Origin of the sequence: Streptomyces sp. CB02414, assembly GCF_001905385.1 — a bacterium.
Taxonomy (GTDB): Bacteria; Actinomycetota; Actinomycetes; order Streptomycetales; family Streptomycetaceae; genus Streptomyces.
Genome location: NZ_LIPF01000006.1, coordinates 469,487 through 492,359, shown reverse-complemented (window position 1 = coordinate 492,359; position 22,873 = coordinate 469,487). Strand labels below are relative to the sequence as shown.

Genomic DNA, 22,873 nt, shown 5'->3' with positions numbered 1-22,873 from the left:
ATGCCGGTTGCGGACCTACCCTGGACACATGTACGCGCGGCGGCGGCACCGCTACTTCGTGATGATGGGCATCTGCATCGCGTTGTTCGTCCTGGCCTGGGGCGTCGTCCGGCTCTGGTCGGTCCCCGCGGCCGTCGCCATGTGCGTGGTCGCCATGGTCATCCCGCCGCTCGCCGCCGTCGTCGCCAACCGTCGCGGCCCCGACGACCGCTGGTGGGACGACCCGTCCGGCGACCCGCAGTCCGACGAGTGGTGGGACGAGCTGGACGGCAAGAAGGGGCGCCACTAGCCACCCGCCCCCCCGGCCCCCCGTCATTTACATCTGGTCCAGCCCCCCGACGAGCCCTTCCAGGCAGCGCACCGCCAGCTCGGCCGGTGAACCGGGGCCCTCGGGCCCCGCCTCCGTGCCGGCCCACGTCTCCATGGCGATCCGGATGGCGTCGGTGGCCGCGGCCGCCAGCAGCCGTACCTCCAGCGGGTCGGCGGCGCCGTCCGTCAGGCGTGCGACGACCGGGACCAGCCGCTCCTCCGACTCCTGGTTCACGCGGTACCACACGGCGCGCAGCGCGGGATCGTCCTGCGCGGCCCGCAGCAGCCCTCGCGTACGCAGCATCGCCTCGGCCGCCCGGTCGTCCGGGACCGCCAGCGCCTCCTCGACCGCGGTGCGCAGCGCAGGCCCGAGCGGGGTGCCCGGCTCCGTGTCGGCGAGCAGCCCCCGCCAGCGGTCGGCGCCGACCGTCAGCAGCGGACCGACCGCGTCCTGCTTGGAGCGGAAGTACCGGTAGAAGGTGCGCAGCGCGACCCCGGCGCGCCGGGCGATCTCCTCGGCCGTCGTGGTGTGCGGGCCCTGGGTGGCGAACAGCTCGGCCGCCGCGTGCGCGATGTCGAGCTGGGTGGCGGCCTTGCGGCGCTCGGTCAGGGACGGGATCGGCGGCTCGGTGCTCACCCCAGAAGCGTACGACCCGCGACCACCTGGCGGCATGCCGTGACGTAGTGGCAAACCGTGCCACCTAGACGTACCGTGAAGCGCATGAAGCGCATGAATCACCTGAATCCCCTGAACCGCTACGAAGGCCGCCGCGCCCTGGTCACCGGCGCCGGCTCGGGCATAGGCCAGGCCACCGCGCTGCGTCTGCTGGCGGAGGGCGGCACCGTCGTGGCCGCGGACGTCAGCGAGAAGGGCCTGAAGGACACCTTCGAGAAGGCGGCCGCTCACGGTCACACGGACCGCCTCACCACCCTCGTCGTCGACATCGCCGACGAGACCTCCGTGCGCGAGGGCGTCAAGGCCGCGACGGACGCCCTCGGCGGACTGGACGTCCTGGTCAACGCCGCCGGCATCCTGCGCTCCTCGCACACCGAGGAGACCAGCCTCGCGGACTTCACCCGCGTCCTGACGGTGAACCTCGTCGGCACCTTCCTGGTGATCCGGGAGGCGATCCCGGCGCTCCTGGCGGGCCGGGACGCGGCCGTGGTCAACTTCAGCTCCACCTCGGCGGCGTTCGCCCACCCGTACATGGCGGCCTACGCGGCGAGCAAGGGCGGCATCCAGTCCATGACCCACGCCCTGGCCAGCGAGTACGCGGGCCGCGGCATCCGCTTCACCGCCGTGCAGCCGGGGTCCATCTCCTCCGGCATGACGGACGGCAGCGGGGCCAGCGGACAGAGCGCCGGTCCCGGGCTGCCCGCGGACGCCGACATGAGCCTCTTCGCGAAGCTCTCGCCCGCCCTCGGCCAGGGGTTCGCCGGCCCGGAGACCGTGGCGTCCGTGGTCGCGATGCTCGGCTCCGAGGACGGCCGCTTCATCACCGGCACCGAGATCCGGATCGACGGCGGCACCCACTTCTGACCTGCCCGCCCCTGGAAAGGAGCCCGACATGCACGACCTGACCGGCAAGAACCTGATCATCACCGGCGGCGCCCGGGGCCTGGGCGCGGAGGCCGCCCGCCAGGCGGTCGCCGCCGGCGCACACGTCCTGATCACCGACGTCCTGGACGACGAGGGCGAGGCCACCGCCCGCGAACTCGGCGACCGCGCCCGCTTCCTGCACCACGACGTGACCTCGGAGGAGGACTGGCGCCGCGCCGCCGACCTCGCGGTCGACGCGTTCGGATCGCTGCACGGCCTGGTGAACAACGCCGGCATCTCGACCGGCACCCTGCTCGAGTCGGAGTCCGTCGAACACTTCCGCAAGGTGCTCGACATCAACCTCACGGGTGTCTTCATCGGCATGAAGACCGTGATCCCCGCGCTGAAGGAGGCCGGCGGCGGATCGATCGTCAACATCTCGTCCGCCGCGGGCCTGATGGGCCTCGCCCTCACGGCGGGCTACGGCGCCTCCAAGTGGGGCGTGCGCGGACTGACGAAGATCGGCGCCGTGGAACTGGGCACCGCCCGCATCCGCGTCAACTCCGTCCACCCCGGGATGACGTACACCCCGATGACCGCGGCCGTCGGCATCGAGCGGGGCGAGGGCAACTACCCCAACACGCCCATGGGCCGGGTGGGCGAGGCCCACGAGATCGCCGGCGCGGTCGTCTTCCTGCTCTCGGACGCCGCGTCCTACGTCACCGGCGCGGAACTGGCGGTGGACGGCGGCTGGACCACCGGTCCGACGGTGGCGTACGTCATGGGGCAGTGAGCGCGGGAGGCGCGGCGGCGGGCGCCGGCGGTCAGTAGACCAGCGCCTGCGTGTCGTCGGCCAGCGCCTCCTGCACGAAGACCTGGGCGCCCGCGATCCGCACGCCCTCGATGACGTCCTTCTCGGTCAGGTCGCGCCGGGCCGCGCACTGGGTGCACAGCGTCACCCGGCCGCCGGCCAGGAGAGAGTCGAGCAGGTCGGGCAGCGGCGCGGCGTGCGGCAGCTCGAACTCGGCCGCGCGCCCCGGCACCGCGAACCAGGCGGACTCCCCGGTCAGCCACAGGGACACCTCGACCCCGCTGGCCACGGCCACCGCCGCCACCGTGAACGCCTGCGAGCAGCGCTCGGGGGCATCGGCCCCCGCCGTCACCTTGATCACGAGCTTCTTCGCCATGCCGGAAGGGTAGCCCTCGCGGGCGGCGTCAGGGCGCGAAGGTGATCGTCACCAGCAGCGTCGCCACGCTGAGCACGGTGAGCAGGCCGCTGACGGTGGCGCCGTCCAGCCTGCACGTGGCGCAGGAGCAGCTACAGCAACGCGAGCGGCGGCGAGTGCGTCGAGGTCGCCCCCGACCTCCCCTCCCTCGTCCCCGTCCGCGACAGCAAGGACCCCCCGCGGCGCGCTCCTCTTCACCGCGCCCGCGTGGGCCGCCTTCGTGGGTGGAGTCCGACGGGAAGCGGCCGGAGGGGCCGCGTAAGCTGGGGGCGGCCCTGTCGTATGCCCCCCGCTCAAGGAGCACCCCGTGGAGATCTTCTTCGAAGCCCTGCTGGTCCTGGTCTGCGTCGGCGTCCTCGCCTTCGCCGGTCTGACCGTGAAGAAGCTGTACCAGGGCCAGCGCTGATCACCGACGCCAGGAAGTACCCCTCATGATCGAGATCCCGTCCGACCTCCACAAGGACCTCGTCCCCCTCGCCTTCCTCCTCGGGAACTGGGCGGGCGCGGGCGTGCACGACTTTCCCGGCGCCGAGAAGTGCAACTTCGGCCAGGAGGTCTCCTTCACCCACGACGGGCGGGACTTCCTGGAGTACCAGTCGCACACCTGGGTGCTGGACAACGACGGCAACAAGGTCCGCCCGCTGGATTCCGAGCACGGCTTCTGGCGCATCGACGCCAACCGCAAGGTCGAGGTCACGATGGTCCGCGACGACGGCGTCATCGAGATCTGGTACGGCGAGATGGCCGAGCAGAAGCCCCAGATCGACCTGGTGACGGACGCGGTGGCCCGCACGGCGGCCTCTCAGCCCTACACCGGCGGCAAGCGGCTCTACGGCTACGTCAAGAGCGACCTGATGTGGGTCGGCGAGAAGCAGACCCCCGAGGTCGAGCTGCGCCCCTACATGTCGGCGCACCTGAAGAAGGTCGTCACCCCGGAGGACGTCGAGCGCTGGGCCAAGGCCCTCCCGGACGACATGCCGGACGACGGGATCGCTTTCTTCAAGTAGTCCTAGACTCAGGGGTGTGGTGAGCACCGACTGGAAGAGCGACCTCAGACAGCGCGGCTACCGGCTGACCCCGCAGCGGCAGCTGGTGCTCGAAGCCGTGGACACCCTCGAGCACGCGACCCCCGACGACATCCTCGGCGAAGTGCGGAAGACGGCGTCGGGGGTGAACATCTCCACGGTGTACCGCACGCTGGAGCTGCTGGAGGAGCTGGGGCTGGTCAGCCACGCTCATCTGGGGCACGGGGCGCCCACCTACCACCTGGCCGACCGGCACCACCACATCCACCTGGTGTGCCGGGACTGCACGAACGTGATCGAGGCCGATCTGTCGGTGGCCGCCGAGTTCACCGCCAAGCTGCGGCGGCAGTTCGGGTTCGACACCGACATGAAGCACTTCGCGATCTTCGGCCGGTGCGAGGACTGTTCCCTGAAGGGTTCAACTACCGAGTCGTAAGTGAGTCGTAGGCTGGGCGTATGAAGAGCCCTCTGCTGTCCCTGCCCGGCGCCGTTCCCGCCGAGGGCGTGGACGAAGGCGTCGCCGCCCACTACGGCGACCTGTTCCGCGAGCAGCGTGCCCTCGCCGACGGCACCGGATTCGTCGACCTCTCGCACCGCGGCGTCGTCAGCGTCACCGGCGACGACCGGCTGAGCTGGCTGCACCTGCTGCTCACCCAGCACGTCAGCGACCTGCCCGCCGGCCAGGCCACCGAGGCGCTGATCCTCTCCGCCAACGGACACATCGAGCACGCCCTGTACCTCGTCGACGACGGCACGACCACCTGGGCCCATGTGGAGCCCGGCAGTCAGGAGTCGCTGATCGGCTACCTGGAGTCGATGAAGTTCTTCTACCGGGTCGAGGTCGCCGACCGCACCGCCGACACCGCGGTCGTGCACCTGCCGGCCGGGTCGATCGCCGAGGCGCCGGGGAGCGCCGTCGTCCGCGAGACGGCGTACGGCCGTGATCTGTTCCTGCCGAGGGAGGAGCTGGAGGCGTTCGCGGCGCAGGCCGGGCCGCCGGCCGGGATCCTCGCCCACGAGGCGCTGCGGGTCGAGCAGCACCGCCCGCGGATCGGCTTCGAGACCGACCACCGGACCATCCCGCACGAGCTGGGCTGGATCGGGACGGCCGTGCACCTCCAGAAGGGTTGCTACCGGGGGCAGGAGACCGTCGCCCGGGTGCAGAACCTGGGCAAGCCGCCGCGCCGGCTGGTCTTCCTGCACCTGGACGGCAGCGAGGTCCACCTGCCGCCGAACGGGGCGGAGGTGCGGCTCGCGGACGACGGTCCGGAGGGCCGGAAGATCGGGTTCGTGACCACGTCCGTACGCCACCACGAGCTGGGGCCGGTCGCCCTCGCCCTGGTGAAGCGGAACGTTCCGGTGGACGCCCGGCTGGTGGCCGAGGACACGGCCGCCGCGCAGGAGACGGTCGTCGAGCCGTAGCCGGCCGCGCTCGGGCCCCGGCGCTCAGACCTCGACGAGGACCGTGAAGGGGCCGTCGTTCGTCAGCGACACCCGCATCTGCGCGCCGAAGCGGCCCGTGGCCACCGTCGCGCCCAGCGCGCGCAGCCGCGCGACGACCTCGTCGACCAGGGGTTCGGCGACGTCGCCAGGGGCGGCGGCGTTCCAGGTGGGGCGGCGGCCCTTGCGGGCGTCACCGTAAAGAGTGAACTGGCTGATCACCAGGAGTGGTGCGTCGACGTCGCTGCACGACTTCTCGTCGTGCAGCACCCGCACCGACCACAGCTTGCGGGCCAGCTGCGCCGCCTTCTCCTCGGTGTCGTCGTGGGTGACGCCGACCAGGACGCACAGGCCCTCGCCCTCGATCGCCCCCACGGTCTCGCCGTCCACCACGACGCTCGCGCCGTCCACCCGCTGTACCACTGCACGCATCCCGTCATGATGCCGTGCGCCCCCAGGGCGCGGGCACGTGGGCCCGTACGGGGTTTCTTTTCGCTCCCTAACCCCCCATCTGGGGCCGATCGGGTCCGATCGTGGGCACTCGGTCACATAACAACCACTTGGGGTGGCACGATGCTCCCAGACGCCGGTCGAGGGGACGGTAGAGGCACATGAGCACAACCAGTACGGGGACGGGGCAGTCGCTGGGGGCTGTCGCGTTGACATATCCGGGCGGCCTGGAGGCACCCAGGCCGCCCGTGCAGCGCACGGACAGCCCGGAGCTGCCCGCGGAGCTTCCCGCGGAGCGGCCCTCGGGCTCATCAGGGACGGGGGACACGGGGGCGCACGATCTGACCACACTGAGCCTGCCCGAGCTGCGCACGCTGCGCCGGGACGCCCAGCGCGAGGAGGCCGATCTCAGCTACGTACGACGGCTGTTGCAGGGGCGGATCGACATCCTGCGCGCGGAGCTGGCGCGGCGCGGTCCGGGCCCGTCGTCGTCCGTGGTCACCACCGCGGCGACGGGGTCCGTCGTCGAACGGCTGTCGGAGATCCTGGCGGACGCCCCGGCCCGGCAGCGGTCCTCCGCGCGGCATGTGACGCTCGCCACTCCGCGCACGGAGGAGTGCCGGCGGCTGGCCGCGGAGATGCTCGGCGAGGTGGAGCTGTCCGACCTGACGGCCCGCACCGACGCGGAGCTGACCGGCGGGATGGGCCGGCTCGTCCGCTACGAGCAGCAGGTCTCCCGGCGCAGGCAGCGGCTCCAGCGGACCGCCGACGACTGCAGCGGCGAGATCGCGCGCCGGTACCGTGAAGGGGAAGCACAAGTCGACGACCTGCTCGTGTGACGGGAGGGGCGGCCGGTCCGGCCGCCCACCGGAGGTCCGGTGACCCCGGGCCGTCGCCGCGCGGCGGGTCACCCGTCCGGAAGGCCCACCGCCGATGTCCGCGCCCCAGCAGCCCCAACCGTCGCAGCCGCGCCAGTCGTCCCAGTCCGCCCCCACGTCCGCCCTGTCGCCCGTCGTGCCGCCCGTCCTCGCCGAGGTCGTCCGGTCCGGGTTCGTCGAAGGGCGGCATCGGGGCAGTCTCGTCGTGCTGGCCGCGGACGGGGCCGTGGAGCTGGCGCTGGGTGAGGTGACGGAGCCGGTCTTCCCGCGGTCCGCCAACAAGCCGATGCAGGCGGCCGGGGTCCTGCGGGCCGGACTGGACCTCGCCGGAGAGCGGCTGGCGCTGGCCGCCGCGAGCCACTCCGGAGAATCGTTTCACCGTGACCTGGTCCGCAAGATGCTCGACGAGCACGGCCTGGACCCGGCCCTGCTCCAGTGCCCGCCCGACCTGCCGCTGGACCCCGAGGAGCGGGACACGTACCTGACCTCGGGCGCGGTCGCCGACCGCGTCACCATGAACTGCTCCGGCAAGCACACCGCGATGCTGGCGGTCTGCGCCGAGCGTGGCTGGCCGCAGGAGACGTACCTCGACCCGGAGCACCCGCTCCAGCGGATCATCCACAGGGTTGTGGAGGACGCGGCGGGCGAGCCGGTCGCCGCCGTCGGCACGGACGGGTGCGGGGCGCCGCTGATGGCGATCAGCCTGGTCGGGCTGGCCCGCGCCTTCCGTTCCTTCGTCGGCGCCGAGCCGGGCTCGGCCGAGCGCCGGGTCGCCGACGCGATGCGCGCCCACCCCGAGTACGTCGCCGGCACCCGGCGCCCCGACACCTGGCTGATGCGCGAGGTTCCCGGCACCCTCTCCAAGATGGGCGCCGAGGCCGTCCAGGCCGTCGCCCTGCCGGACGGCCGCGCCCTGGCCTTCAAGGTCGAGGACGGCGCGACCCGCGCCCTCGGCCCGGTCCTGGCCCGCGCCCTGACGCTGATGGGGGTGGAGAGCCCCGTGGTCGACCGCATCGGCCGTACGCCGCTGCTGGGCGGCGGACGCGAGGTGGGGGAGATCCGGGCGGCCTTCTGACCGGCACAGGGGCCTGCACAGGGGGCGCACGGGGGGCCCGCAAATCCCCGCGACGCGGGCGGGGGCACCGGCCTACCGTGAGCCCATGACCAGCCGCACCGACATAGACGTACGTCCCATCACCGAAGCCGAGTACGCCGACTGGATCCGGGCCCTGAAGACGGGGTTCCTGAGGCCGCCCGCCGTCACCGAGGAGGAGCCGGAGACGCGCCGCGCCGAGTTCGTGCCCGGCCGGCTGCTCGGCGCCTTCGACGGCGCCCGGTGCGTGGCGACCTTCCGGTCCTTCGACCAGGAGGTCACCGCCGTCGGCGGCGCCCCCGTCCGGGCCGACGCGATCTCCAACGTGACCGTCACCGCGACCCACCGCCGCCGCGGCCTGCTGACCCAGATGATGGTGCAGGACCTGGCCGCCGCGAAGGACCGCGGGGACGTCGTCGCGACGCTGATCGCCGCCGAGTACCCGATCTACGGCCGCTACGGCTTCGGCCCCGCCACCACCATGACCGAGTGGACGGTCGACGTCCCCCGCGCCGGTCTCGACCCGCGCCGGCCGGTCCCGGAGGACGGCGGGCGGATCGACCTCGTGGACGGCGAGGACGTCCGCAAGCTCGGCCCCGAGCTGCACGAGCGGCTGCGCCGGGCCCAGCCGGGCGCGATCAGCCGGACCGAGCTGTGGTGGCAGATGCGGACGGGCGCCGTCAACTGGAGCGGCGCCCCGTGGACCGAGCCCTACTACGCCCTGTACCGCTCGGCGGACGGCGAGGTGGAGGGCCTGGTCTGCTACCGGAGCGACGACCACTGGGTCGGCAAGCAGCCGCTGAACACGGCGACCGTCGACTGGCTGATCGCCGTCACCCCGGCCGCCGAGCGCGCGCTGTGGCGCTACCTGTGCTCGATCGACTGGATCACGACCGTCAAGAGCGGCTGGCGCGCCCCCGACGACCTGCTCCCGCACCTCCTGCCGGACCCCCGCGCGGCCAGGATCACCACGCAGGCGGACTGGCTGTGGGTGCGGATCCTGGACGTCGTACGGGCGCTGGAGGCGCGCGCGTACGAGGGGCGGGGGGCGCTGGTGCTGGAGGTCGCGGACCGGGCGGGGCTGACCGGCGGGCGGTGGCGGCTGGACGCGGGACCGGACGGGGCGTCCTGCACGCCGACCACCGAGAGCGCCCATCTCGTGCTCGACGCGGGCGAGCTGGCGGCGCTGTGGCTCGGCGACGAGTCGGCCGTGCGGCTGGCCGCGCTCGGGCGGGTCCGGGAAGAACGAGCGGGCGCCGCCCGTGTGGCCGACGCCCTGCTGCGTACGTCCAGGCGGCCTTGGTGCCCGGACCTGTTCTGAGGTGGCTCCCTTCTGCCGGTGACGGTGGGTGTGCGCATCCGTAGCGCTCTTCGGTTGTGGTTGTGGTTGTGGTTGTTGTACGTGGTGTGTAGTGCGTGTGCGTGGTGCGACTGCCCGTCCGGGTCCCCGGCTCCCCTCCGGAAGGGGGCCCGGACAGCAGTGGGCCGGCTCAGTCGGCCAACCCCCCAGAGGTCTGACCACGTTGCTCAAGTTGGCTGCCAACTTCTCTGTACTTATCTCCGATTGGGCGCGTCTCATAACCACCTTTCGCTGAACTGCCCAAAGATGGCGAGAAGTTGTAGTGTTTGGTCGTGGAGCCGGAACACGCCCTCGTCGACGGCCTCAAGGGCCCGCAGCGGCCGCAGAGGACACATCGCGAGGTGGCCGACGAGCTGCGCGCCCGGATCAGGTCCGGCCGGCTGCGGGCGGGCCAGCGCATGCCCACCCAGGCCCAGTTGGCCGACGAGTTCGGCGTGGAGCGCGGCACCGTCCGCCAGGCCCTGCGCATCCTCCAGTCGGAGCGCCTGCTCACCAACGTGTCCAAGGGGAGCCCGGCGACCGTCGCACCCGACCCCGGCGCGGTCCTGACCGGCCCGGCTGCCCTGCCCGCGCCCACCACGGTCGCCCTCGCACCCCGCATCGCCGAGGCCTTCGCGTCCCCGCACGTGGAGATCGACGCCCTGTGCCTGACCTCCGTCTCCCTCACCCTCGCCCTCGGCGAACCCCTGCGCCAGATCCACGCGGGGCGGCGGAAACCGGCCAAGATCGACGTACGCGTGCTGCTGCCGGGCCGGAACATCGACCTGGCCTTCCCGGTGGCGGTGGCCGGCCGCGGGGGCGGCGACCCGGTGCACGAGCGGTGGCTGGCCATGCGTAACGCCCAGGGGCAGGTGCTCCAGCACAACCTGCTGGGTCTGCGGGCCACGCACGGCATCGACGTCAGCGTCTCCTTCCGCGCACTGCCCTTCACGCCGCCGGTGAAGCTGTACCTGCTCAACGGCACGGAGGCCCTCTTCGCGTACTACACCCTCAGCCGGCGTGAGCACGAGATCGATCACGAGCCGATGGAGATGTACGACGTGGAGGGCATCCGTTCGACGCTGTTCGCGTTCGGGCAGGCCGGGGGCGTGCGGGACGGGGTGTTCGTGAAGCAGTCGCGGCTGTGGTTCGACGCGCTGTGGGAGACGATCAGTTCGGAACTGCTGCTCACGACGTGATCATCGCCTGGTCACAGGGCTGGGCCCGCGACCAGGAGGGCCAGCACCACCGCTCCGGCGGAGCTGACGGACGGGCTCTTGGCCTTGACGCCCACGGTGAGCAGGAGCAGTCCGACGATGCCGGCGGCGCCGTACTTCCACTGGACGACCTGCTCGAGGGTGACGAAGAGGATCGCGGAGACGAAAGCGAGGACGGGCACGGTCTTTCCCCCTTCGGAGGTTCGGGAAGAAGAACTTCCGCCAACTGGCTAAAGTTGGCAACCAACTCCAACTAGGTTGTCCCCACTTGGCTGCTACCTATAAACAAGTTTCAAACAACTCCCTATAGGTAGGTCAAAGTTGTAGCGTTTGGTCGTGACCCAGGAGAACGTGTCCGTGAACGGCAGCAGAAGGCTCTCGTCCCAGGAGATCGCCGACATCCTGCGGGAGCGGATCCGCGAGGGAGACCTCAAGGCGGGCGACCGTCTGCCCACCCAGGCCGAGCTGGCCGACGAGTTCGGGGTGGAGCGCGGCACCGTCCGCCAGGCCCTGCGCGCGCTCCAGGAGGACGGCCTGCTCACCAACGTGAGCAAGGGCAGCCCGCCCCGCATCGCCGAGCCCCCCACGCCCCGGGACGAGCCGCAGCCGACGATGGTGGCCCTCGGGCCCCGCCTGGCGGAGGCGTTCTCGGTACCGCGCGTGAAGGTCGACGTCGTCTGCCACACCTCGGAGACGCTGATGCTCGCCCTCAGCGAGCCGCTCCGCCTCATCCACGAGGGCCGCATCCGCCCCGAGTCCATCGACTTCCGTGTCCTGATGCCGTCGCGGGACATCGAGCTGGCCTTCCCCGTCCTGGTGGACGAGGAGGACGACGACCCGGTCCACCAGCGCTGGCTCCAGATGCGCAACGCCCAGGCCCGCGTCCTCCAGCACAATCTGCACGCCGTGCGCTCCACCCACCGCGTCGACGTGCACATCGCCTTCCGCGCGCTGCCCTTCACCCCGCCGATGAAGCTCTACCTGCTCAACGGCGAGGAGGCCCTGTACGGCTACTACATGCTGACCCGGCGCGAGGAGGAGTACGAGAGCCGGACGCTGGAGATGTACGACGCCCTGGGCTCCCAGTCGCTGCTGTTCTCCTTCCTGAAGCGGGCGGGGCACCGGGACGCGGTGTTCGTGGAGGAATCACAGAAGTGGTTCGACGCCCTCTGGGAAACCATCACCTCGGACATGACACTCTCCTAGTGACTTCCGATACGGATCAGACGGAACCGGTGACCGAGCGGGACGCCGGCCTCAGGGACCTGATCGCGGGCGCCCGGGTGGTCCTGTGGGACTTCGACGGCCCCGTCTGCCGGCTCTTCGCGGGCTACTCGGCCGACCGGGTCGCCGGCGAACTGGTGGACTGGCTGGAACGGCTGGGCCTCAAGGAACTGCTGACCGAGGAGGAGCAGGTCCACCCGGACCCGCACGTCCTGCTGGGCGCGGTCGACCGCAGGCGCCACCACAGCGACCTGGCCGCCGAGTTCGAGGAGCGGCTGACCCGCGAGGAATTGCGGGCGGTGCCCTCCGCACGGCCGACCGCGTACGCGGACCCGCTGATCCGCACCTGGGCCGCGCTGGGCGTGGGACTGGCCGTGACGACCAACAACTCGCCGCGCGTGGTGGGCGAGTACCTCACGACACGCGGCCTGCTCGGCTGCTTCGCTCCGCACATCTACGGCCGCACCCGGAACCTCGGCCTGCTCAAGCCCGACCCCCACTGCCTCAACCGGGCCCTCAGCGCGATGGGCGCGGCGCCCGGCCAGGCCCTGATGGTCGGCGACACCCCCTCCGACCTGACGGCCGCCCGGCGCGCCGGTGTGCCGTTCCTGGGCTACGCGCGCAACGAGGAGAAGGCGAAGCTCCTGAGGCAGGCGGGCGCGGACACGGTCGTGCACTCGCTGGAGCCGGTGCTGAGGCTCGTGCGGGAGGGCGGCGGGGGTCGGACTCAGGCCTGAGTCATCAGCAGGACGAAGAGTACGGCCGCGGGCGCCGCCAGCGGCAGGCTGCGGGCGCGTACACCGAGCGCGACCAGGACCAGGAGGGCGACGGACGCTGCCCCGAGGGGGTGCGGAGCACCTGGGACACAGCGGTGTGCACGAGGACTGACGTCAACTGGTTGAAGAGCATGTGTCCCCCTGACGATCGGGCCAATTGGCCTGGTCTTGTCCTTGAGTTGTCCCCTTGCTGGCTGATCGACTAACGGACTCGGTCAAGTTGCCAGTCCAACTGGCCGACACCTGACCGCACATGACGGAAAGTGGTTTGGCCGTAGGGCCGCGGCGGTACGGTCGGTGCATGAGCGGAGACCGCGTTGAGGCCGGGGGCGGCAGGGAGTTCGACCGCGTTCTGCAGTCGCTGCGCGTCCAGTTGGCGGACGGCACTTACGGTCTGCACGCCAGCCTCCCTCCGCAGCGCGAGCTCTCCTCGGAGTTCGGAGTCTCGCGCGACACGGTCCAGCGGGTGCTGCACGAGCTGAAGTCGGAGGGGTGGATCGAGTCACGGCAAGGGAGCGGGACGCGGGTGGTCAAGCTTCCGCTGCAGGCCGCCACCCGCACCAAGGAGGAACCGGTGCCCGTGCGGGCCGCCCTGGGGCCCTTCATCGCCCGCGCCTTCGGACAGCGGGAGGTCCGCCTGGACGTGTTCACCCTGACCTCCGAGAGCCTGGACGCGCACATCCGCCTGCAGGCCGAGCGCATCAGGATGAAGGAGATCGAGCCCGCCGGCATCGAGCTCAGGATGCTGCTGCCCGCCGAGGACGTCGAGCTGCCCTATCCGCGTCCGAGGGTGTCGGACGAGCCGTTCGACGGCGAGCTGGGCGTGCGGCTGCAGAACCGCCTGCGCGTTATCACTCGACGGCACACGGCCTCGTTGGGCGCCGCCCTGCGTGACCTGCGGACGGAGGGGCTCGTACCCTCCGTGGACGTGCGGATACGGCACGCCCCCTTGGTACCGACGTTCAAGCTGTACCTGCGGCCGCAGACCGAGGCGCTCTTCGGGCCGTACGAAGTGGTCGAGCGGAGCATCCGGCTGGACGACGACGAGGAGGTCGAGGCGCTGGACGTGCTGGGCCTCGGCTCCACACTGACCCGGCACGTCAACGACGAGGGCGACCCCGGTTCGGCGGGGTCCGTGTTCGTGCAGAGCATGCAGAGCTGGTTCGACTCGTGCTGGGAGCTGCTGGCCGGGGACGGGTGACATACGGGCACGATCAGGTGACAGGACCGATTCGCCCGTTCGGGTCACCCGAGTTGCTCCTGTGCGTTCCGAATACTGGAGTACACCCAACGGGCAACCAGCCGTAGCTGTACTGTGTGCCCACTTCTTCGTCCCCGCATGAAGAACCGGCGCGTCGCAAGTCCCTCCTGGAGCACTCCGTGAGCCGTCCGTCCCCGCTTGGCAAGCCGGCGCTCGAGCGGGCGGCCGACGAGGCGTTCGACCGGTTCCTGGCCCACGCCACGGCGCTGGGACAGTTCGGCCGGGGCCACCACAACCTGAACTACATGGTGCGCCCCCTCACCGCCGAGGACTCGAGGCTGGTGGCCGCCGAGAACGGCGCGCCGGTCACCGTCCGCAAGCGCATCCCGTCCGCTCTGCCGGTGGTCATCCGGACGTGGCAGGACGAGGCCGACCTGCTGAACCGGATCTGGGGCGTGCTGCACAACGTCCCGCGCTGTCTGGCCAAGCACGGTGACGTCGTGGTCCTCAGCTACGTCGAGGGCGTGCCCCTGTCGTCCGTCTGCCCCAACGACACGCCCGTCGACCACGACCTGATCGTCGCGCTGGCGGGGCTGCTCGCTGACATGACGCAGGTGCGCAGGCATCACCTGCCCCCGCTGCCCGCCTCCTGGCCCCGCTCCAGCCGGGACAGCGGCGCGTTCCTCAGAGCACTGGCGTTCGCGGCCGACGACCAGATCAGACAGCGCAACCGGGCCGAGTTCGGCGGCCTGTTCGCCATGCTGGGCATCCCGGAGGACGCCTTGGTTCGGTTCGCCGAGCGGGTGCCCACGCTCATCAGCCGCCCGTTCAGCCTGCTCCACACGGACCTGCACCGGGACAACGTGATCGTCTCGTACGGCGGGAACCCTCCACTGATCTGTGTCGACTGGGAGCTGGCCAGTTACGGTGACCCGCTCCACGACCTCGCCACGCACCTGGTGCGCATGCGCTACCCCGACCACCAGTGGCCGCAGGTCGTCGAGGCCTGGCGCAAGGTGATGGGGGAGCGGCGCGGCAAGGCCGTCAACGGCCTCGACCGGGACCTGAAGCACTACGTGGCCTTCGAGCAGGCCCAGTCCGTCTACCCGGACGTCATGCGGGCCGCCAGGTCGCTCGGTGACTCCTTCGAGCAGCGGGACCTGGACGCCGCGACCCGGGCGGTGCGGAAGGCGCTGATCGCGGCGGAAGAACCGTTGCGGCTGAAGAGCGTGCCGGACGAGTCGGCCATCGAGCGGATCCTCTTCCGGTGGAACGAGTCGCACGGGGGCCGGCCCAGCCGGGAGCGGACCCTGTCCGGGATCGTGTGGCAGCGCGACCGGCGGTTCCGCATCCGTGGCGACTTTCCCGCGTGGGCGGTCAGCCGGGCCTTGTTCGAGGAGGGGGCCGCCTCCGCGGACCGGCTCTTCAAGGGGACGGCTCATCTGAACACGGCCGTGGAGGTCCCCGGCATCGACTTCCCCGTCATGGTCCGCCGGAAGGTGGGCAACGCCGACGTCCGGGAACGCCGGTTCCTCAGTGAGCACGCGGTGCTCACGGCGATCGAGCGCTCCGGCGTACGCGTCCGGGCGCCGCGTGCGCTCGCCCTGGGCACCAGTGGTCTGCGCGAGCAGTTCACCATCCACTCCTACGAGGGGCCGGTGGACGGGTTCCGCCCACCGGAGCATCCCGCACACGGACTGCGCCCGTACGAGGCCGACGATCTCGTGGACCAGTTGTGCGAGTTGACCCTGGTCGGATGCGGGGGCCTGGACCCGCTGAACGGGGCCGACTTCTACCCCTGGCTGCGGGGCGAGCTGGTCCGGTTGGTGAGCGAGCTGCCCAAGGTCACAATGGAACTCGCCCGTGAACTCGGGCTCCCGGACAGCGTCCGGCTGGCCGAGATCCTCTCCCGCCACACCCTGACACCCCGCCGTTCCGTCCTGCTGCACGGCGACCTGAATCCGTGGAACCTGGTGTGCCGGCCGGACGGGGGCCTGACGCTGATCGACTGGGAGATGGCCATGGTGGGCGATCCCCTCTACGACCTCGTCCGCCACATGCACCTCACACCGACACGGCCGGAGATCCGCGACCGCATGTTCCGCCGCTGGGAACGCTCGCTGCCGCCCGACTGCACCAAGGACTGGCACGAGGACTGGCGCGTGTACCGGTGGATCGAGACCGTCCGCTCGGCCTACGTCGACCTCGACCGCCTGGTCACCGGCGCCGGCCTGGACGCGCCCAACGTCAAGCGTGCCGTCCACACTTACGCCATGACCCTGGCCGAGGCCACGGCGGCCCTGGGCCTCCCCGACAAGTCCATGGCCAACCCGTATCTTGCCCGGGCGCTGCCGCAGGGGGACCATGGTGAGCCACGGAGAGCTCGGCTGGTGGCGGACGTCTGAGCGACCAGCGGCGGCAACGGTTCGGGGGGACTGCGCATGCCGGGTAGGCCGGGCGGATCGAGCATCGACGGAATGGCGTCCCGCTTCCGGCGGCTGCAGGCGCGATACGAACCGGCGGTGACCCGCACCCTGCTGCTGGGCCTGTTCGTCACCGGAGTGAGCGCCCAACTGGTCGAGCCGATCGGCGATGCCCTCCAGGACAAGGCCTTCCTCGGCGGTGCGCTGCTCAGCCTCGTGGGCTACGTCCTGTACGAGTCGGTGAAGGACCTGGCGGCGTCCCTGCGTCTGCCTGCCCGGGCTCAGGTCGAGTCCCGGGAACTGGGCACGTTCGTGAGCGAGGCGTTCCGCGCCCGCACGGTGGAGATCGGTTTCCTCGGGTACACCGGCGAGACGCTCTACAACGAACTGCACCACCGCCTGGAAGGCCTGCAGGAGGATCCCGGACCCACCCGTCACGTCAACGTGCGGTTCCTCATCCCCGACTTCGACCGCCCGATGACCGTGCCCTCTCGGGTCGGCCAGGACGGCAGGCCGGAGGACGACCAGGACTTCCGCAAGCGGCTCGAGGAGAAGTGCCGGGAGTACGACCAGACCCTGTCCGGCCTCGCGGAGCGGCTGACCGGCCTCGGCCGGGTGACCGCCCGGTGCGAGTACCGGCTCCATCCCGGCATACCCACGCACAAGGTCTGCGTCTTCAACCGCGAGCTCGTCCTGCACGGCCTCTACGACGTCACCGCCCGCACCGTCCTGCGCAGCTCGGACCCGGAGTACTACGACCCCAAGGGCTACCGCACCGCCCTCACGGTCTGGTCGCAGGAAGGCGGTGACGACGCGAAGGCGGTCATCGCCACCTGGAACAAGCACTTCGACAGCCTCTGGGAGCTGGCGTCGCCGCCCCCCTGGCGGGCGCTGCCCACCGCCTGAGTCGCCGCCCGGCGCCCCGGCGTAGGGTCGGTCGCATGGTGGAGACCGGTCTGCGGGAGCGCAAGAGGCAGCGGACGATCCAGGTGCTGTCGGACACCGCCGTCCGGCTGTTCGTGGAGAAGGGCTTCGACGCGGTGTCCGTCGCGGAGGTCGCCGCCGAGGCCGAGGTGTCCAAGCCGACGCTCTTCCGGTACTTCCCGGCCAAGGAGGACCTGGTCCTGCACCGCATCGCCGACCACGAGGGCGAGGCGGCGCGGGTGGTGGCGCAGGGGCCCACGCCGCTGGCGGCGCTGCGCCGGCACTTCCTGGCGGGGCTGGAGCGGTGCGACCCGGTGACCGGGCTCAACGACGATCCCGGCGTACTCGCCTTCCACACGCTGCTGTACGGGACGCCCGCGCTCGTCGCCCGGTTGCACACGCACCTGGAGCGGTCGGAGGCCGCGCTCGCCGAGGCCCTCGGCGGTGATCTGGACGCGAGGCTGGCGGCCGGGCAGGTCATCGCCGTACAGCGGGTGCTCGCGCTGGAGAACTGGCGGCGGATCGCGGCCGGGGAGCGGGTGGCCGCGGTGCGCGGGGACGCGGTGGCGGCGGCGGAGCGGGCGTTCGGGGTGCTGGCGGCCGGGCTGCCTTGGATCGCCTGAGCCGAGGTGAGTCCGGCAAGGTGATTCTGAGTAAATTATTTAACTGAGTCTCGTATTTTGGTTACGCTCGATGGAATGAGCTCACCCGATCCCGCCCTCCGGCACGCCCTCGCCCGCGAACGCGCCCACCACGACCACTGCCGCACCGCTCTCGCTGCCATGGCCGACGGCGCCCGGGAACACGTCGTCACCGGCGAGGACGTCTCCGCCTCCGGTGCCGACGCCGAAGTGCTCGGGTACCGGTTGCGCAGCCGGGCGAAGGAACTGCGCGAACTGCCCGCGGGCCCGCTGTTCTTCGGGCGGCTGGACTTCGCCGGGACGGAACCGGCGGGCGATCACGCGGGGCAGACGTATCACCTCGGCCGGCTGCGGATCACCGAGGAGCCCGCCGCCCCGCCCCTCGTCGTCGACTGGCGCGCCCCCGTCGCCCGCGCCTTCTACCAGGCCACCGCCACCGACCCGCGCGGCGTCGCCGTCCGCCGGCGCTTCGGCTGGGCGCCCGGCAGCCGCGGGGACTCGACCGACCTCACCGGGCTGGAGGACGAACACCTCGGCCGGGGCGAGTCCCGCGCGAGCGACATCGTGGCCCGGGAGATCGAACGGCCCCGCGTCGGACCCATGCGGGACATCGCAGCCACCATCCAGCCCGAGCAGGACGACCTCGTCCGCGCCGACCTCACCGCCACGGTGTGCGTGCAGGGCGCCCCGGGCACCGGGAAGACCGCCGTCGGCCTCCACCGGGCCGCCTACCTGCTCTACACCCACCCCCGGCGCATCGCCCGCGGCGGCCTGCTAATCCTCGGCCCCAATGCCACCTTCCTCGCCTACATCGCCGAGGTGCTGCCCGCCCTCGGCGAGACCGGCGTACGGCAGTCCACCCTCGCCCGGGAGATCGCCCGGCACCCGGTCACCGCCACCGACGACGAGCGGGCCGCCGTCGTGAAGCACGACGCCCGGACGGCCGAGGTGCTGCGCCGCGCCCTGTACGCCCGCGTGACCGCCGACGCCGCCGGCTCCCTCGCCGTGCCGGACGGCTCGTACCGCTGGCGGGTCCCGGCCGGCGAGCTGGCCCGGATCGTGGCGGACGTACAGGAAGAGGAACCGCTGTACACCGTGGGCCGGGAACGGGTGCGGGCCCGGATCGTGCGGTACGTCCAGGAGCAGGCCGAGCGGCGGAGCGGGCCGCGGACGGCCGCCTGGACGCGCCGGATCGAACGCGCCCGGCCCGTCACCGCCCACCTCGACGCGGCCTGGCCCCGGGTGCGTCCCGAGGAGGTCGTCGCGGGGCTCTTCGGCGATCCGGACGCGCTGGCGCGGGCCGCCGAGGGTCTGCTGGACGACGAGGAGCAGAAGGCGGTGCTCTGGACGGCGGCCGACGCGCGGCGGTCGTGGCGGTCGGCCCGCTGGACCGCCGCCGACCTGGTTCTCCTCGACGAGGTCGCCGGGCTCCTCGAACACCCCGAGGGCTACGGGCACATCGTCGTCGACGAGGCCCAGGACCTGTCCCCGATGGAGTACCGGGCCATCGCCCGCCGGGCCGCCTTCGGCTCGCTCACCGTCCTCGGCGATTTGGCCCAGGGCACCACGCCGTGGGCCGCCCGGTCGTGGTGGACGGCCCTCGCCCACCTCGGCCGCCCCAACGCCCCGGTGACACCGCTGACCACCGGCTTCCGGGTGCCGCAGGCGGTCGTCGGCCTCACCAACCGGCTGCTGGCGCGGCTCGGCGTGGAGGTGCCCGAGGCCCGCTCGCTGCGCCCGGACGGGGAGCTGTCGGTCCGCCCGGTCGCCGACGGCCGGGTCGTGGACGCGGCCGTCGGCGCCGTACGGGCCGCCCTCACCCGGGACGGCTCCGTCGGTGTCGTCGCCGCGGACGCGGACGTACCCGGGCTGCGCGACGCCCTCGACGCGGCCGGCATCCCGGCCGGGGGGCCGGAAGAGCTGGGCGCCCGGGTGACCGTGGCGCCGGCGGGCGTCGTCAAGGGGCTGGAGTACGACCACGTCGTCGCCGTCGAACCGGCGGCGATCGCGGAGGCGGAGGGCGCCGGCGGGCGGGGCCTGCACCGGCTGTACGTGGTGCTCACCCGCGCGGTGTCCCGGCTGGACGTGGTGCACGCGCGGCCGCTGCCCTTCTGACGGCCGCCGCCGCCCGGGTCAGCGCCCGGTCGTGATCACGTTGGCGACACGGGTGTACCCGTCCGTGCCGTGCCCGCGCGCGATGACCCGCCGGGCCTGCCCCTCGACGACCCGCATCAGGCTCGCGTCGATGCCGTGCGCCTCGGAGGCGTGGACGACGTGGGCCATGGTCGAGGCGGCCGAGGTGATCGGGTTCAGCTCGCCCGAGTAGGTACCGGCGTCGGTGTCGGCGGCGAACTCGGTGAACAGCGGCGGCAGGATCGCCGCGATGCCCTGGGCGAACGGCGCGAGTTCCGCCCCGGTGACGCCCTCCGCCCGGGCCACCGCGAGGGCGTGCACGTAGCCTGCCATCGCCGTCCAGAAGATGTCGAGCAGCGCGATGTCGTACGCCGCGGCCCGCCCGGCGTCCTCGCCGAGGTGGGTGTGCGTGCCGCCGAGCGCCGCCAGCAGCGGCTGGTGCTCCCGGTACAGCTCCTCGGGGCCGCTGTGCAGGAACACCGCGTCGTCCGTGCCGATGGTCGGGGTCGGGGTCATGATCGCGCCGTCCAGGTAGCGGACGCCGTGGCGGTCGGCCCACTCGGCCGTGTCCCGGGCCCGTCCGGGCGTGTCGGCGCTCAGGTTCACGACCGTGCGGCCCTTGAGGGCGGCGGTGACGGCGTCCTGGCGCAGTACGGCGTCGGAGGCGTCGTAGTTCACCACGCAGACGACGGTCAGCGGGGCGGCGGCGACCGCCTCCTCGGCGGAGGCCGCCGGGATCGCGCCCTTGGCGACCAGGTCGGTGTCCCGGCCGGGCGTGCGGTTCCAGACGGTGGTGCGCAGCCCGGCGGCCAGGAAGGCGGCGGCCAGCGCCCGGCCCATCGGGCCCAGGCCGAGGACGGTGACGGCGGAGGGCTGGTGGGTCTGTGCGGACATGCTTGAACTCCCGTAACGTGACGAATGATCGCTGATGAATGGGGGCAGGACATGGCACACCGGCGCCACGATCCGAACGTCTGCGGAGTGACCGCCGCGATCGCCGTGATCGAGGGCAAGTGGAAGACCACGCTGCTGTGGCTGCTGGAGTCGGGGCCGCACCGGCCGGCCGAACTGCGCCGGAAGGCGCCGGGCCTCACCGAGAAGGTGCTGACCCAGGCGTTGCGCGAGATGGAGGCGGACGGCGTGGTGCACCGCGAGGTGTACGACGTGCTGCCGCCCAAGACGGAGTACTCCCTGACCGAGTTCGGCCGGGATCTCGCCGAGGCCCTTTCCCCCCTCTCCGACTGGGGCCACCGCCGCCTGGACCGGCTGGCGGGACCGGAGGCCGCCGTCCGCGCGGCCTCCTGACGTCTGCCTGTCTGCCTGTCTGCTGCTTCAGTCTGGAACGGGCGTGGCGCGTTGCCCAGTACGCACAAAAAAGTGGGTGCGGGCACTATTGCAAGCGGCTGCTTGCAATAGTTAGCAGCCTGGTGCATGGTGGAGGCATGGCCTCGCTCAACGTCGGCAATCTCGGCAACCTCGGTGAGTACCTGCGCGAGCAGCGGCGCAACGCGCAGCTCTCGCTGCGGCAGCTCGCCGACGCCGCGGGCGTGTCCAATCCGTACCTGAGCCAGATCGAGCGCGGGCTGCGCAAGCCGAGCGCGGAGGTGCTCCAGCAGGTCGCCAAGGCGCTGCGGATCTCCGCCGAGACGCTCTACGTACGGGCCGGGATCCTCGACGCGGAGCGGGACCGGGACGACGTGGAGACGCGTGCGGTGCTCCTCGCCGACCCCTCGCTCAACGAGCGGCAGAAGCAGGTGCTGCTCCAGATCTACGAGTCCTTCCGCAAGGAGAACGGGTTCGGGACCGACGGGGAGGAAGAGGTGCCGGCCCGGGACGCGGCGGCGGGCGACGCCGCCGGGGGCGCGGACTCCATACCGGGTCCCGGCGCCCGTACCGGCGGCGAGCCGTAGCCGACAGCCGGTGGCCGGCCGGGCGCGGGACCACCGCACAACCCCAAAACCCTCAGTCGAACGCAATTCCGGAGGACCATCACCATGGCCATCACCGACGACCTGCGCAAGACCTTCAGCGACCCCACCCCGCTCTACTTCGCCGCGGGCACCGCCGACCTGGCCTTCCAGCAGGCCAAGAAGGTGCCGGTGCTGGTGGAGCAGCTGCGCGCCGAGGCCCCGGCGCGGATCGAGGCCGTGCGCAACACCGACCCGAAGGCCGTCCAGGAGAAGGCGACGGCCCGCGTCAAGGAGACCCAGGGCACTTTCCAGGCCAAGGCCAACGAGCTCTTCGGCTCCCTCGACGCCGACTTCAAGAAGCTCGGCGAGAACGCGCAGGACCTCGCGCTGCGCTCGGTCGGCGTCGCCGCCGAGTACGCCGTCAAGGCGCGGGAGGCCTACGAGAAGGTCGCCGAGCGCGGCGAGCAGGCGGTGCGCACCTGGCGCGGCCAGGCCGCCGACGGCATCGAGGACGTCGCCGAGGGCGTCGAGGAGTTCGCCGTGGCCGTCGAGCCGGCCGAGCCCGCCAAGTCCGAGCCGGTCGAGGTCACCGAGGACAAGTCCGCCGCGGCGAGGAAGACCCCGGCGCCGCGCAAGGCCCCGGCCAAGAAGAGCGCCGCCGCGAAGAAGACGACGCCGCCCGCGAAGTAGCCGGCTCCGGGCCGGGCACCTCTGGGGTGTCCGGCCCGTTCACCGGGTACGGTGACCGCGGAAGGACGATCCGACTCGGGTGGTGGACGTTGTGCTGATGCAGGGGTTCGCAGGCTTCATGTGGCTGCTGAGCATCGCCCTGATCCTTTTCAGCGGCTTCGCGTTGATCGACGCCGCCACGCGCCGTGAGGACGCCTACCGCGCGGCCGACAAGAAGACCAAGCCGTTCTGGCTGATCATCCTCGGGCTCGCCTTCGTGGTGAACCTGGTCTTCAACATCCTGTCGTTCCTGCCGATCATCGGGCTCATCGCGACGATCGTGTACATGGTCGACGTACGGCCCGCGCTGCGCGGCCTGCCGGGCGGCGGGCGCAGCACCCGCCGCGGCTCCAGCAGCGACGGCCCGTACGGTCCGTACAACGGCGGGCGTTGAC

The 22,873-nt window shown here is 71.9% G+C and carries 26 protein-coding genes; 21 read left to right on the top strand and 5 right to left on the bottom strand.

What is annotated here, in order from left to right:
* Positions 1-28 precede the first annotated feature (28 nt).
* On the top strand, positions 29-289 hold the full coding sequence (locus AMK11_RS22140) for a DUF3099 domain-containing protein (protein ID WP_043382014.1): 261 nt from the start codon (positions 29-31) through the stop codon (positions 287-289).
* Between the two features lie 27 nt (positions 290-316).
* On the opposite strand, the gene AMK11_RS22135 is transcribed toward AMK11_RS22140, so the two are convergent.
* A complete protein-coding gene (locus AMK11_RS22135) occupies positions 317-946 on the bottom strand; it encodes a TetR family transcriptional regulator (protein ID WP_073729732.1) in 630 nt (209 codons plus the stop codon).
* Between the two features lie 84 nt (positions 947-1,030).
* Here AMK11_RS22135 and AMK11_RS22130 point away from each other — a divergent pair, with 84 nt between their 5' ends.
* Together AMK11_RS22130 and AMK11_RS22125 are read left to right on the top strand one after the other, a co-directional pair.
* The gene (locus AMK11_RS22130) at positions 1,031-1,849 is read left to right on the top strand and encodes an SDR family NAD(P)-dependent oxidoreductase (protein ID WP_107429718.1); all 819 of its coding nucleotides are present in this window, start codon (positions 1,031-1,033) and stop codon (positions 1,847-1,849) included.
* Between the two features lie 28 nt (positions 1,850-1,877).
* Positions 1,878-2,642, top strand: a complete 765-nt coding sequence (locus AMK11_RS22125) for a glucose 1-dehydrogenase (RefSeq protein ID WP_073729731.1) — start codon at positions 1,878-1,880, stop codon at positions 2,640-2,642.
* 31 nt (positions 2,643-2,673) lie between these two features.
* Here the strand turns inward: AMK11_RS22125 and AMK11_RS22120 are convergent, their stop codons facing one another.
* Positions 2,674-3,036, bottom strand: a complete 363-nt coding sequence (locus tag AMK11_RS22120) for a DsrE family protein (RefSeq protein ID WP_073729730.1) — start codon at positions 3,034-3,036, stop codon at positions 2,674-2,676.
* A gap of 470 nt (positions 3,037-3,506) precedes the next feature.
* On the opposite strand from AMK11_RS22120, the gene AMK11_RS22110 reads away from it, so the two are divergent.
* The 3 genes from AMK11_RS22110 to ygfZ are packed head-to-tail and all read left to right on the top strand — an operon-like array spanning position 3,507 to position 5,522.
* Complete coding sequence (locus AMK11_RS22110) at positions 3,507-4,082, top strand: FABP family protein (RefSeq protein ID WP_073729729.1); 576 nt, start codon at positions 3,507-3,509, stop codon at positions 4,080-4,082.
* Positions 4,083-4,098: 16 nt separating this feature from the next.
* Positions 4,099-4,536, top strand: a complete 438-nt coding sequence (locus tag AMK11_RS22105) for a Fur family transcriptional regulator (RefSeq protein WP_073729728.1) — start codon at positions 4,099-4,101, stop codon at positions 4,534-4,536.
* 20 nt (positions 4,537-4,556) lie between these two features.
* Positions 4,557-5,522, top strand: a complete 966-nt coding sequence (ygfZ, locus tag AMK11_RS22100) for a CAF17-like 4Fe-4S cluster assembly/insertion protein YgfZ (RefSeq protein ID WP_073729727.1) — start codon at positions 4,557-4,559, stop codon at positions 5,520-5,522.
* A 24-nt stretch (positions 5,523-5,546) separates the two neighbouring features.
* On the opposite strand, the gene dtd is transcribed toward ygfZ, so the two are convergent.
* Positions 5,547-5,972, bottom strand: a complete 426-nt coding sequence (gene dtd, locus AMK11_RS22095) for a D-aminoacyl-tRNA deacylase (protein WP_073729726.1) — start codon at positions 5,970-5,972, stop codon at positions 5,547-5,549.
* 179 nt (positions 5,973-6,151) lie between these two features.
* Between dtd and AMK11_RS22090 the strand changes: the two genes are divergently transcribed.
* The 4 genes from AMK11_RS22090 (at position 6,152) to AMK11_RS22075 (ending at position 10,499) form a co-directional block, all read left to right on the top strand.
* Positions 6,152-6,829 (top strand): RsiG family protein, encoded by a 678-nt coding sequence (locus tag AMK11_RS22090; RefSeq protein WP_073729725.1) that lies wholly within the window; start codon positions 6,152-6,154, stop codon positions 6,827-6,829.
* A 94-nt stretch (positions 6,830-6,923) separates the two neighbouring features.
* A complete protein-coding gene (locus AMK11_RS22085) occupies positions 6,924-7,943 on the top strand; it encodes an asparaginase (RefSeq protein WP_073729724.1) in 1,020 nt (339 codons plus the stop codon).
* Between the two features lie 85 nt (positions 7,944-8,028).
* Positions 8,029-9,282 carry a GNAT family N-acetyltransferase gene (locus AMK11_RS22080; RefSeq protein WP_073729723.1) on the top strand — a complete coding sequence of 418 codons (1,254 nt, stop codon included), beginning with the start codon at positions 8,029-8,031 and terminating at the stop codon, positions 9,280-9,282.
* A 305-nt stretch (positions 9,283-9,587) separates the two neighbouring features.
* On the top strand, positions 9,588-10,499 hold the full coding sequence (locus AMK11_RS22075; RefSeq protein ID WP_073729722.1) for a FadR/GntR family transcriptional regulator: 912 nt from the start codon (positions 9,588-9,590) through the stop codon (positions 10,497-10,499).
* A gap of 11 nt (positions 10,500-10,510) precedes the next feature.
* Here AMK11_RS22075 and AMK11_RS22070 read toward each other — a convergent pair whose 3' ends face one another.
* A complete protein-coding gene (locus AMK11_RS22070; protein WP_073729721.1) occupies positions 10,511-10,699 on the bottom strand; it encodes a hypothetical protein in 189 nt (62 codons plus the stop codon).
* Positions 10,700-10,847: 148 nt separating this feature from the next.
* Here AMK11_RS22070 and AMK11_RS22065 point away from each other — a divergent pair, with 148 nt between their 5' ends.
* The 7 genes from AMK11_RS22065 to AMK11_RS22035 all read left to right on the top strand — a co-directional run bounded on the left by AMK11_RS22065 (position 10,848) and on the right by AMK11_RS22035 (position 19,821).
* Entirely contained in the window at positions 10,848-11,723 is an 876-nt protein-coding gene (locus AMK11_RS22065) for a GntR family transcriptional regulator (RefSeq protein WP_079187600.1), read from the top strand.
* On the top strand, positions 11,723-12,478 hold the full coding sequence (locus AMK11_RS22060) for an HAD family hydrolase (protein WP_241847031.1): 756 nt from the start codon (positions 11,723-11,725) through the stop codon (positions 12,476-12,478). Before AMK11_RS22065 ends, AMK11_RS22060 begins: the two co-directional genes overlap by 1 nt.
* Before the next feature lie 340 nt (positions 12,479-12,818).
* On the top strand, positions 12,819-13,718 hold the full coding sequence (locus tag AMK11_RS22055) for a GntR family transcriptional regulator (RefSeq protein ID WP_073729719.1): 900 nt from the start codon (positions 12,819-12,821) through the stop codon (positions 13,716-13,718).
* Between the two features lie 305 nt (positions 13,719-14,023).
* Positions 14,024-16,123 carry a phosphotransferase gene (locus AMK11_RS22050; RefSeq protein ID WP_079187622.1) on the top strand — a complete coding sequence of 700 codons (2,100 nt, stop codon included), beginning with the start codon at positions 14,024-14,026 and terminating at the stop codon, positions 16,121-16,123.
* 72 nt (positions 16,124-16,195) lie between these two features.
* Positions 16,196-17,047 (top strand): hypothetical protein, encoded by an 852-nt coding sequence (locus tag AMK11_RS22045; protein ID WP_079187599.1) that lies wholly within the window; start codon positions 16,196-16,198, stop codon positions 17,045-17,047.
* Between the two features lie 35 nt (positions 17,048-17,082).
* Positions 17,083-17,688 carry a TetR/AcrR family transcriptional regulator gene (locus AMK11_RS22040; protein WP_073729717.1) on the top strand — a complete coding sequence of 202 codons (606 nt, stop codon included), beginning with the start codon at positions 17,083-17,085 and terminating at the stop codon, positions 17,686-17,688.
* 75 nt (positions 17,689-17,763) lie between these two features.
* A complete protein-coding gene (locus tag AMK11_RS22035) occupies positions 17,764-19,821 on the top strand; it encodes a HelD family protein (RefSeq protein WP_073729716.1) in 2,058 nt (685 codons plus the stop codon).
* An 18-nt stretch (positions 19,822-19,839) separates the two neighbouring features.
* On the opposite strand, the gene AMK11_RS22030 is transcribed toward AMK11_RS22035, so the two are convergent.
* Positions 19,840-20,733, bottom strand: coding sequence for an NAD(P)-dependent oxidoreductase (locus AMK11_RS22030; protein WP_073729715.1), 894 nt, complete (start codon positions 20,731-20,733; stop codon positions 19,840-19,842).
* 51 nt (positions 20,734-20,784) lie between these two features.
* On the opposite strand from AMK11_RS22030, the gene AMK11_RS22025 reads away from it, so the two are divergent.
* The 4 genes from AMK11_RS22025 to AMK11_RS22010 all read left to right on the top strand — a co-directional run bounded on the left by AMK11_RS22025 (position 20,785) and on the right by AMK11_RS22010 (position 22,872).
* The gene (locus tag AMK11_RS22025; protein ID WP_073729714.1) at positions 20,785-21,144 is read left to right on the top strand and encodes a winged helix-turn-helix transcriptional regulator; all 360 of its coding nucleotides are present in this window, start codon (positions 20,785-20,787) and stop codon (positions 21,142-21,144) included.
* Between the two features lie 137 nt (positions 21,145-21,281).
* Positions 21,282-21,749, top strand: a complete 468-nt coding sequence (locus tag AMK11_RS22020; protein WP_073729713.1) for a helix-turn-helix domain-containing protein — start codon at positions 21,282-21,284, stop codon at positions 21,747-21,749.
* An 84-nt stretch (positions 21,750-21,833) separates the two neighbouring features.
* On the top strand, positions 21,834-22,439 hold the full coding sequence (locus AMK11_RS22015; RefSeq protein WP_073729712.1) for a hypothetical protein: 606 nt from the start codon (positions 21,834-21,836) through the stop codon (positions 22,437-22,439).
* Positions 22,440-22,536: 97 nt separating this feature from the next.
* Positions 22,537-22,872: a DUF2516 family protein gene (locus AMK11_RS22010; RefSeq protein ID WP_198941427.1), complete on the top strand. Its 336-nt coding sequence runs from the start codon at positions 22,537-22,539 to the stop codon at positions 22,870-22,872.
* The last annotated feature ends 1 nt before the right edge of the window (position 22,873 follow it).

Excerpts from the sequence above, each read along its gene's own strand:
- AMK11_RS22140 (WP_043382014.1), top strand. The coding sequence starts at position 29 with ATGTACGCGCGGCGGCGGCACCGCTACTTCGTGATGATGGGCATCTGC.
- AMK11_RS22130 (WP_107429718.1), top strand. The coding sequence starts at position 1,031 with ATGAAGCGCATGAATCACCTGAATCCCCTGAACCGCTACGAAGGCCGC.
- AMK11_RS22125 (WP_073729731.1), top strand. The coding sequence starts at position 1,878 with ATGCACGACCTGACCGGCAAGAACCTGATCATCACCGGCGGCGCCCGG.
- AMK11_RS22120 (WP_073729730.1), bottom strand. The coding sequence starts at position 3,036 with ATGGCGAAGAAGCTCGTGATCAAGGTGACGGCGGGGGCCGATGCCCCC.
- AMK11_RS22110 (WP_073729729.1), top strand. The coding sequence starts at position 3,507 with ATGATCGAGATCCCGTCCGACCTCCACAAGGACCTCGTCCCCCTCGCC.
- ygfZ (WP_073729727.1), top strand. The coding sequence starts at position 4,557 with ATGAAGAGCCCTCTGCTGTCCCTGCCCGGCGCCGTTCCCGCCGAGGGC.
- dtd (WP_073729726.1), bottom strand. The coding sequence starts at position 5,972 with ATGCGTGCAGTGGTACAGCGGGTGGACGGCGCGAGCGTCGTGGTGGAC.
- AMK11_RS22090 (WP_073729725.1), top strand. The coding sequence starts at position 6,152 with ATGAGCACAACCAGTACGGGGACGGGGCAGTCGCTGGGGGCTGTCGCG.
- AMK11_RS22085 (WP_073729724.1), top strand. The coding sequence starts at position 6,924 with ATGTCCGCGCCCCAGCAGCCCCAACCGTCGCAGCCGCGCCAGTCGTCC.
- AMK11_RS22080 (WP_073729723.1), top strand. The coding sequence starts at position 8,029 with ATGACCAGCCGCACCGACATAGACGTACGTCCCATCACCGAAGCCGAG.
- AMK11_RS22055 (WP_073729719.1), top strand. The coding sequence starts at position 12,819 with ATGAGCGGAGACCGCGTTGAGGCCGGGGGCGGCAGGGAGTTCGACCGC.
- AMK11_RS22050 (WP_079187622.1), top strand. The coding sequence starts at position 14,024 with ATGGTGCGCCCCCTCACCGCCGAGGACTCGAGGCTGGTGGCCGCCGAG.
- AMK11_RS22045 (WP_079187599.1), top strand. The coding sequence starts at position 16,196 with ATGGCGTCCCGCTTCCGGCGGCTGCAGGCGCGATACGAACCGGCGGTG.
- AMK11_RS22040 (WP_073729717.1), top strand. The coding sequence starts at position 17,083 with ATGGTGGAGACCGGTCTGCGGGAGCGCAAGAGGCAGCGGACGATCCAG.
- AMK11_RS22035 (WP_073729716.1), top strand. The coding sequence starts at position 17,764 with ATGAGCTCACCCGATCCCGCCCTCCGGCACGCCCTCGCCCGCGAACGC.
- AMK11_RS22030 (WP_073729715.1), bottom strand. The coding sequence starts at position 20,733 with ATGTCCGCACAGACCCACCAGCCCTCCGCCGTCACCGTCCTCGGCCTG.
- AMK11_RS22025 (WP_073729714.1), top strand. The coding sequence starts at position 20,785 with ATGGCACACCGGCGCCACGATCCGAACGTCTGCGGAGTGACCGCCGCG.
- AMK11_RS22020 (WP_073729713.1), top strand. The coding sequence starts at position 21,282 with ATGGCCTCGCTCAACGTCGGCAATCTCGGCAACCTCGGTGAGTACCTG.
- AMK11_RS22015 (WP_073729712.1), top strand. The coding sequence starts at position 21,834 with ATGGCCATCACCGACGACCTGCGCAAGACCTTCAGCGACCCCACCCCG.
- AMK11_RS22010 (WP_198941427.1), top strand. The coding sequence starts at position 22,537 with ATGCAGGGGTTCGCAGGCTTCATGTGGCTGCTGAGCATCGCCCTGATC.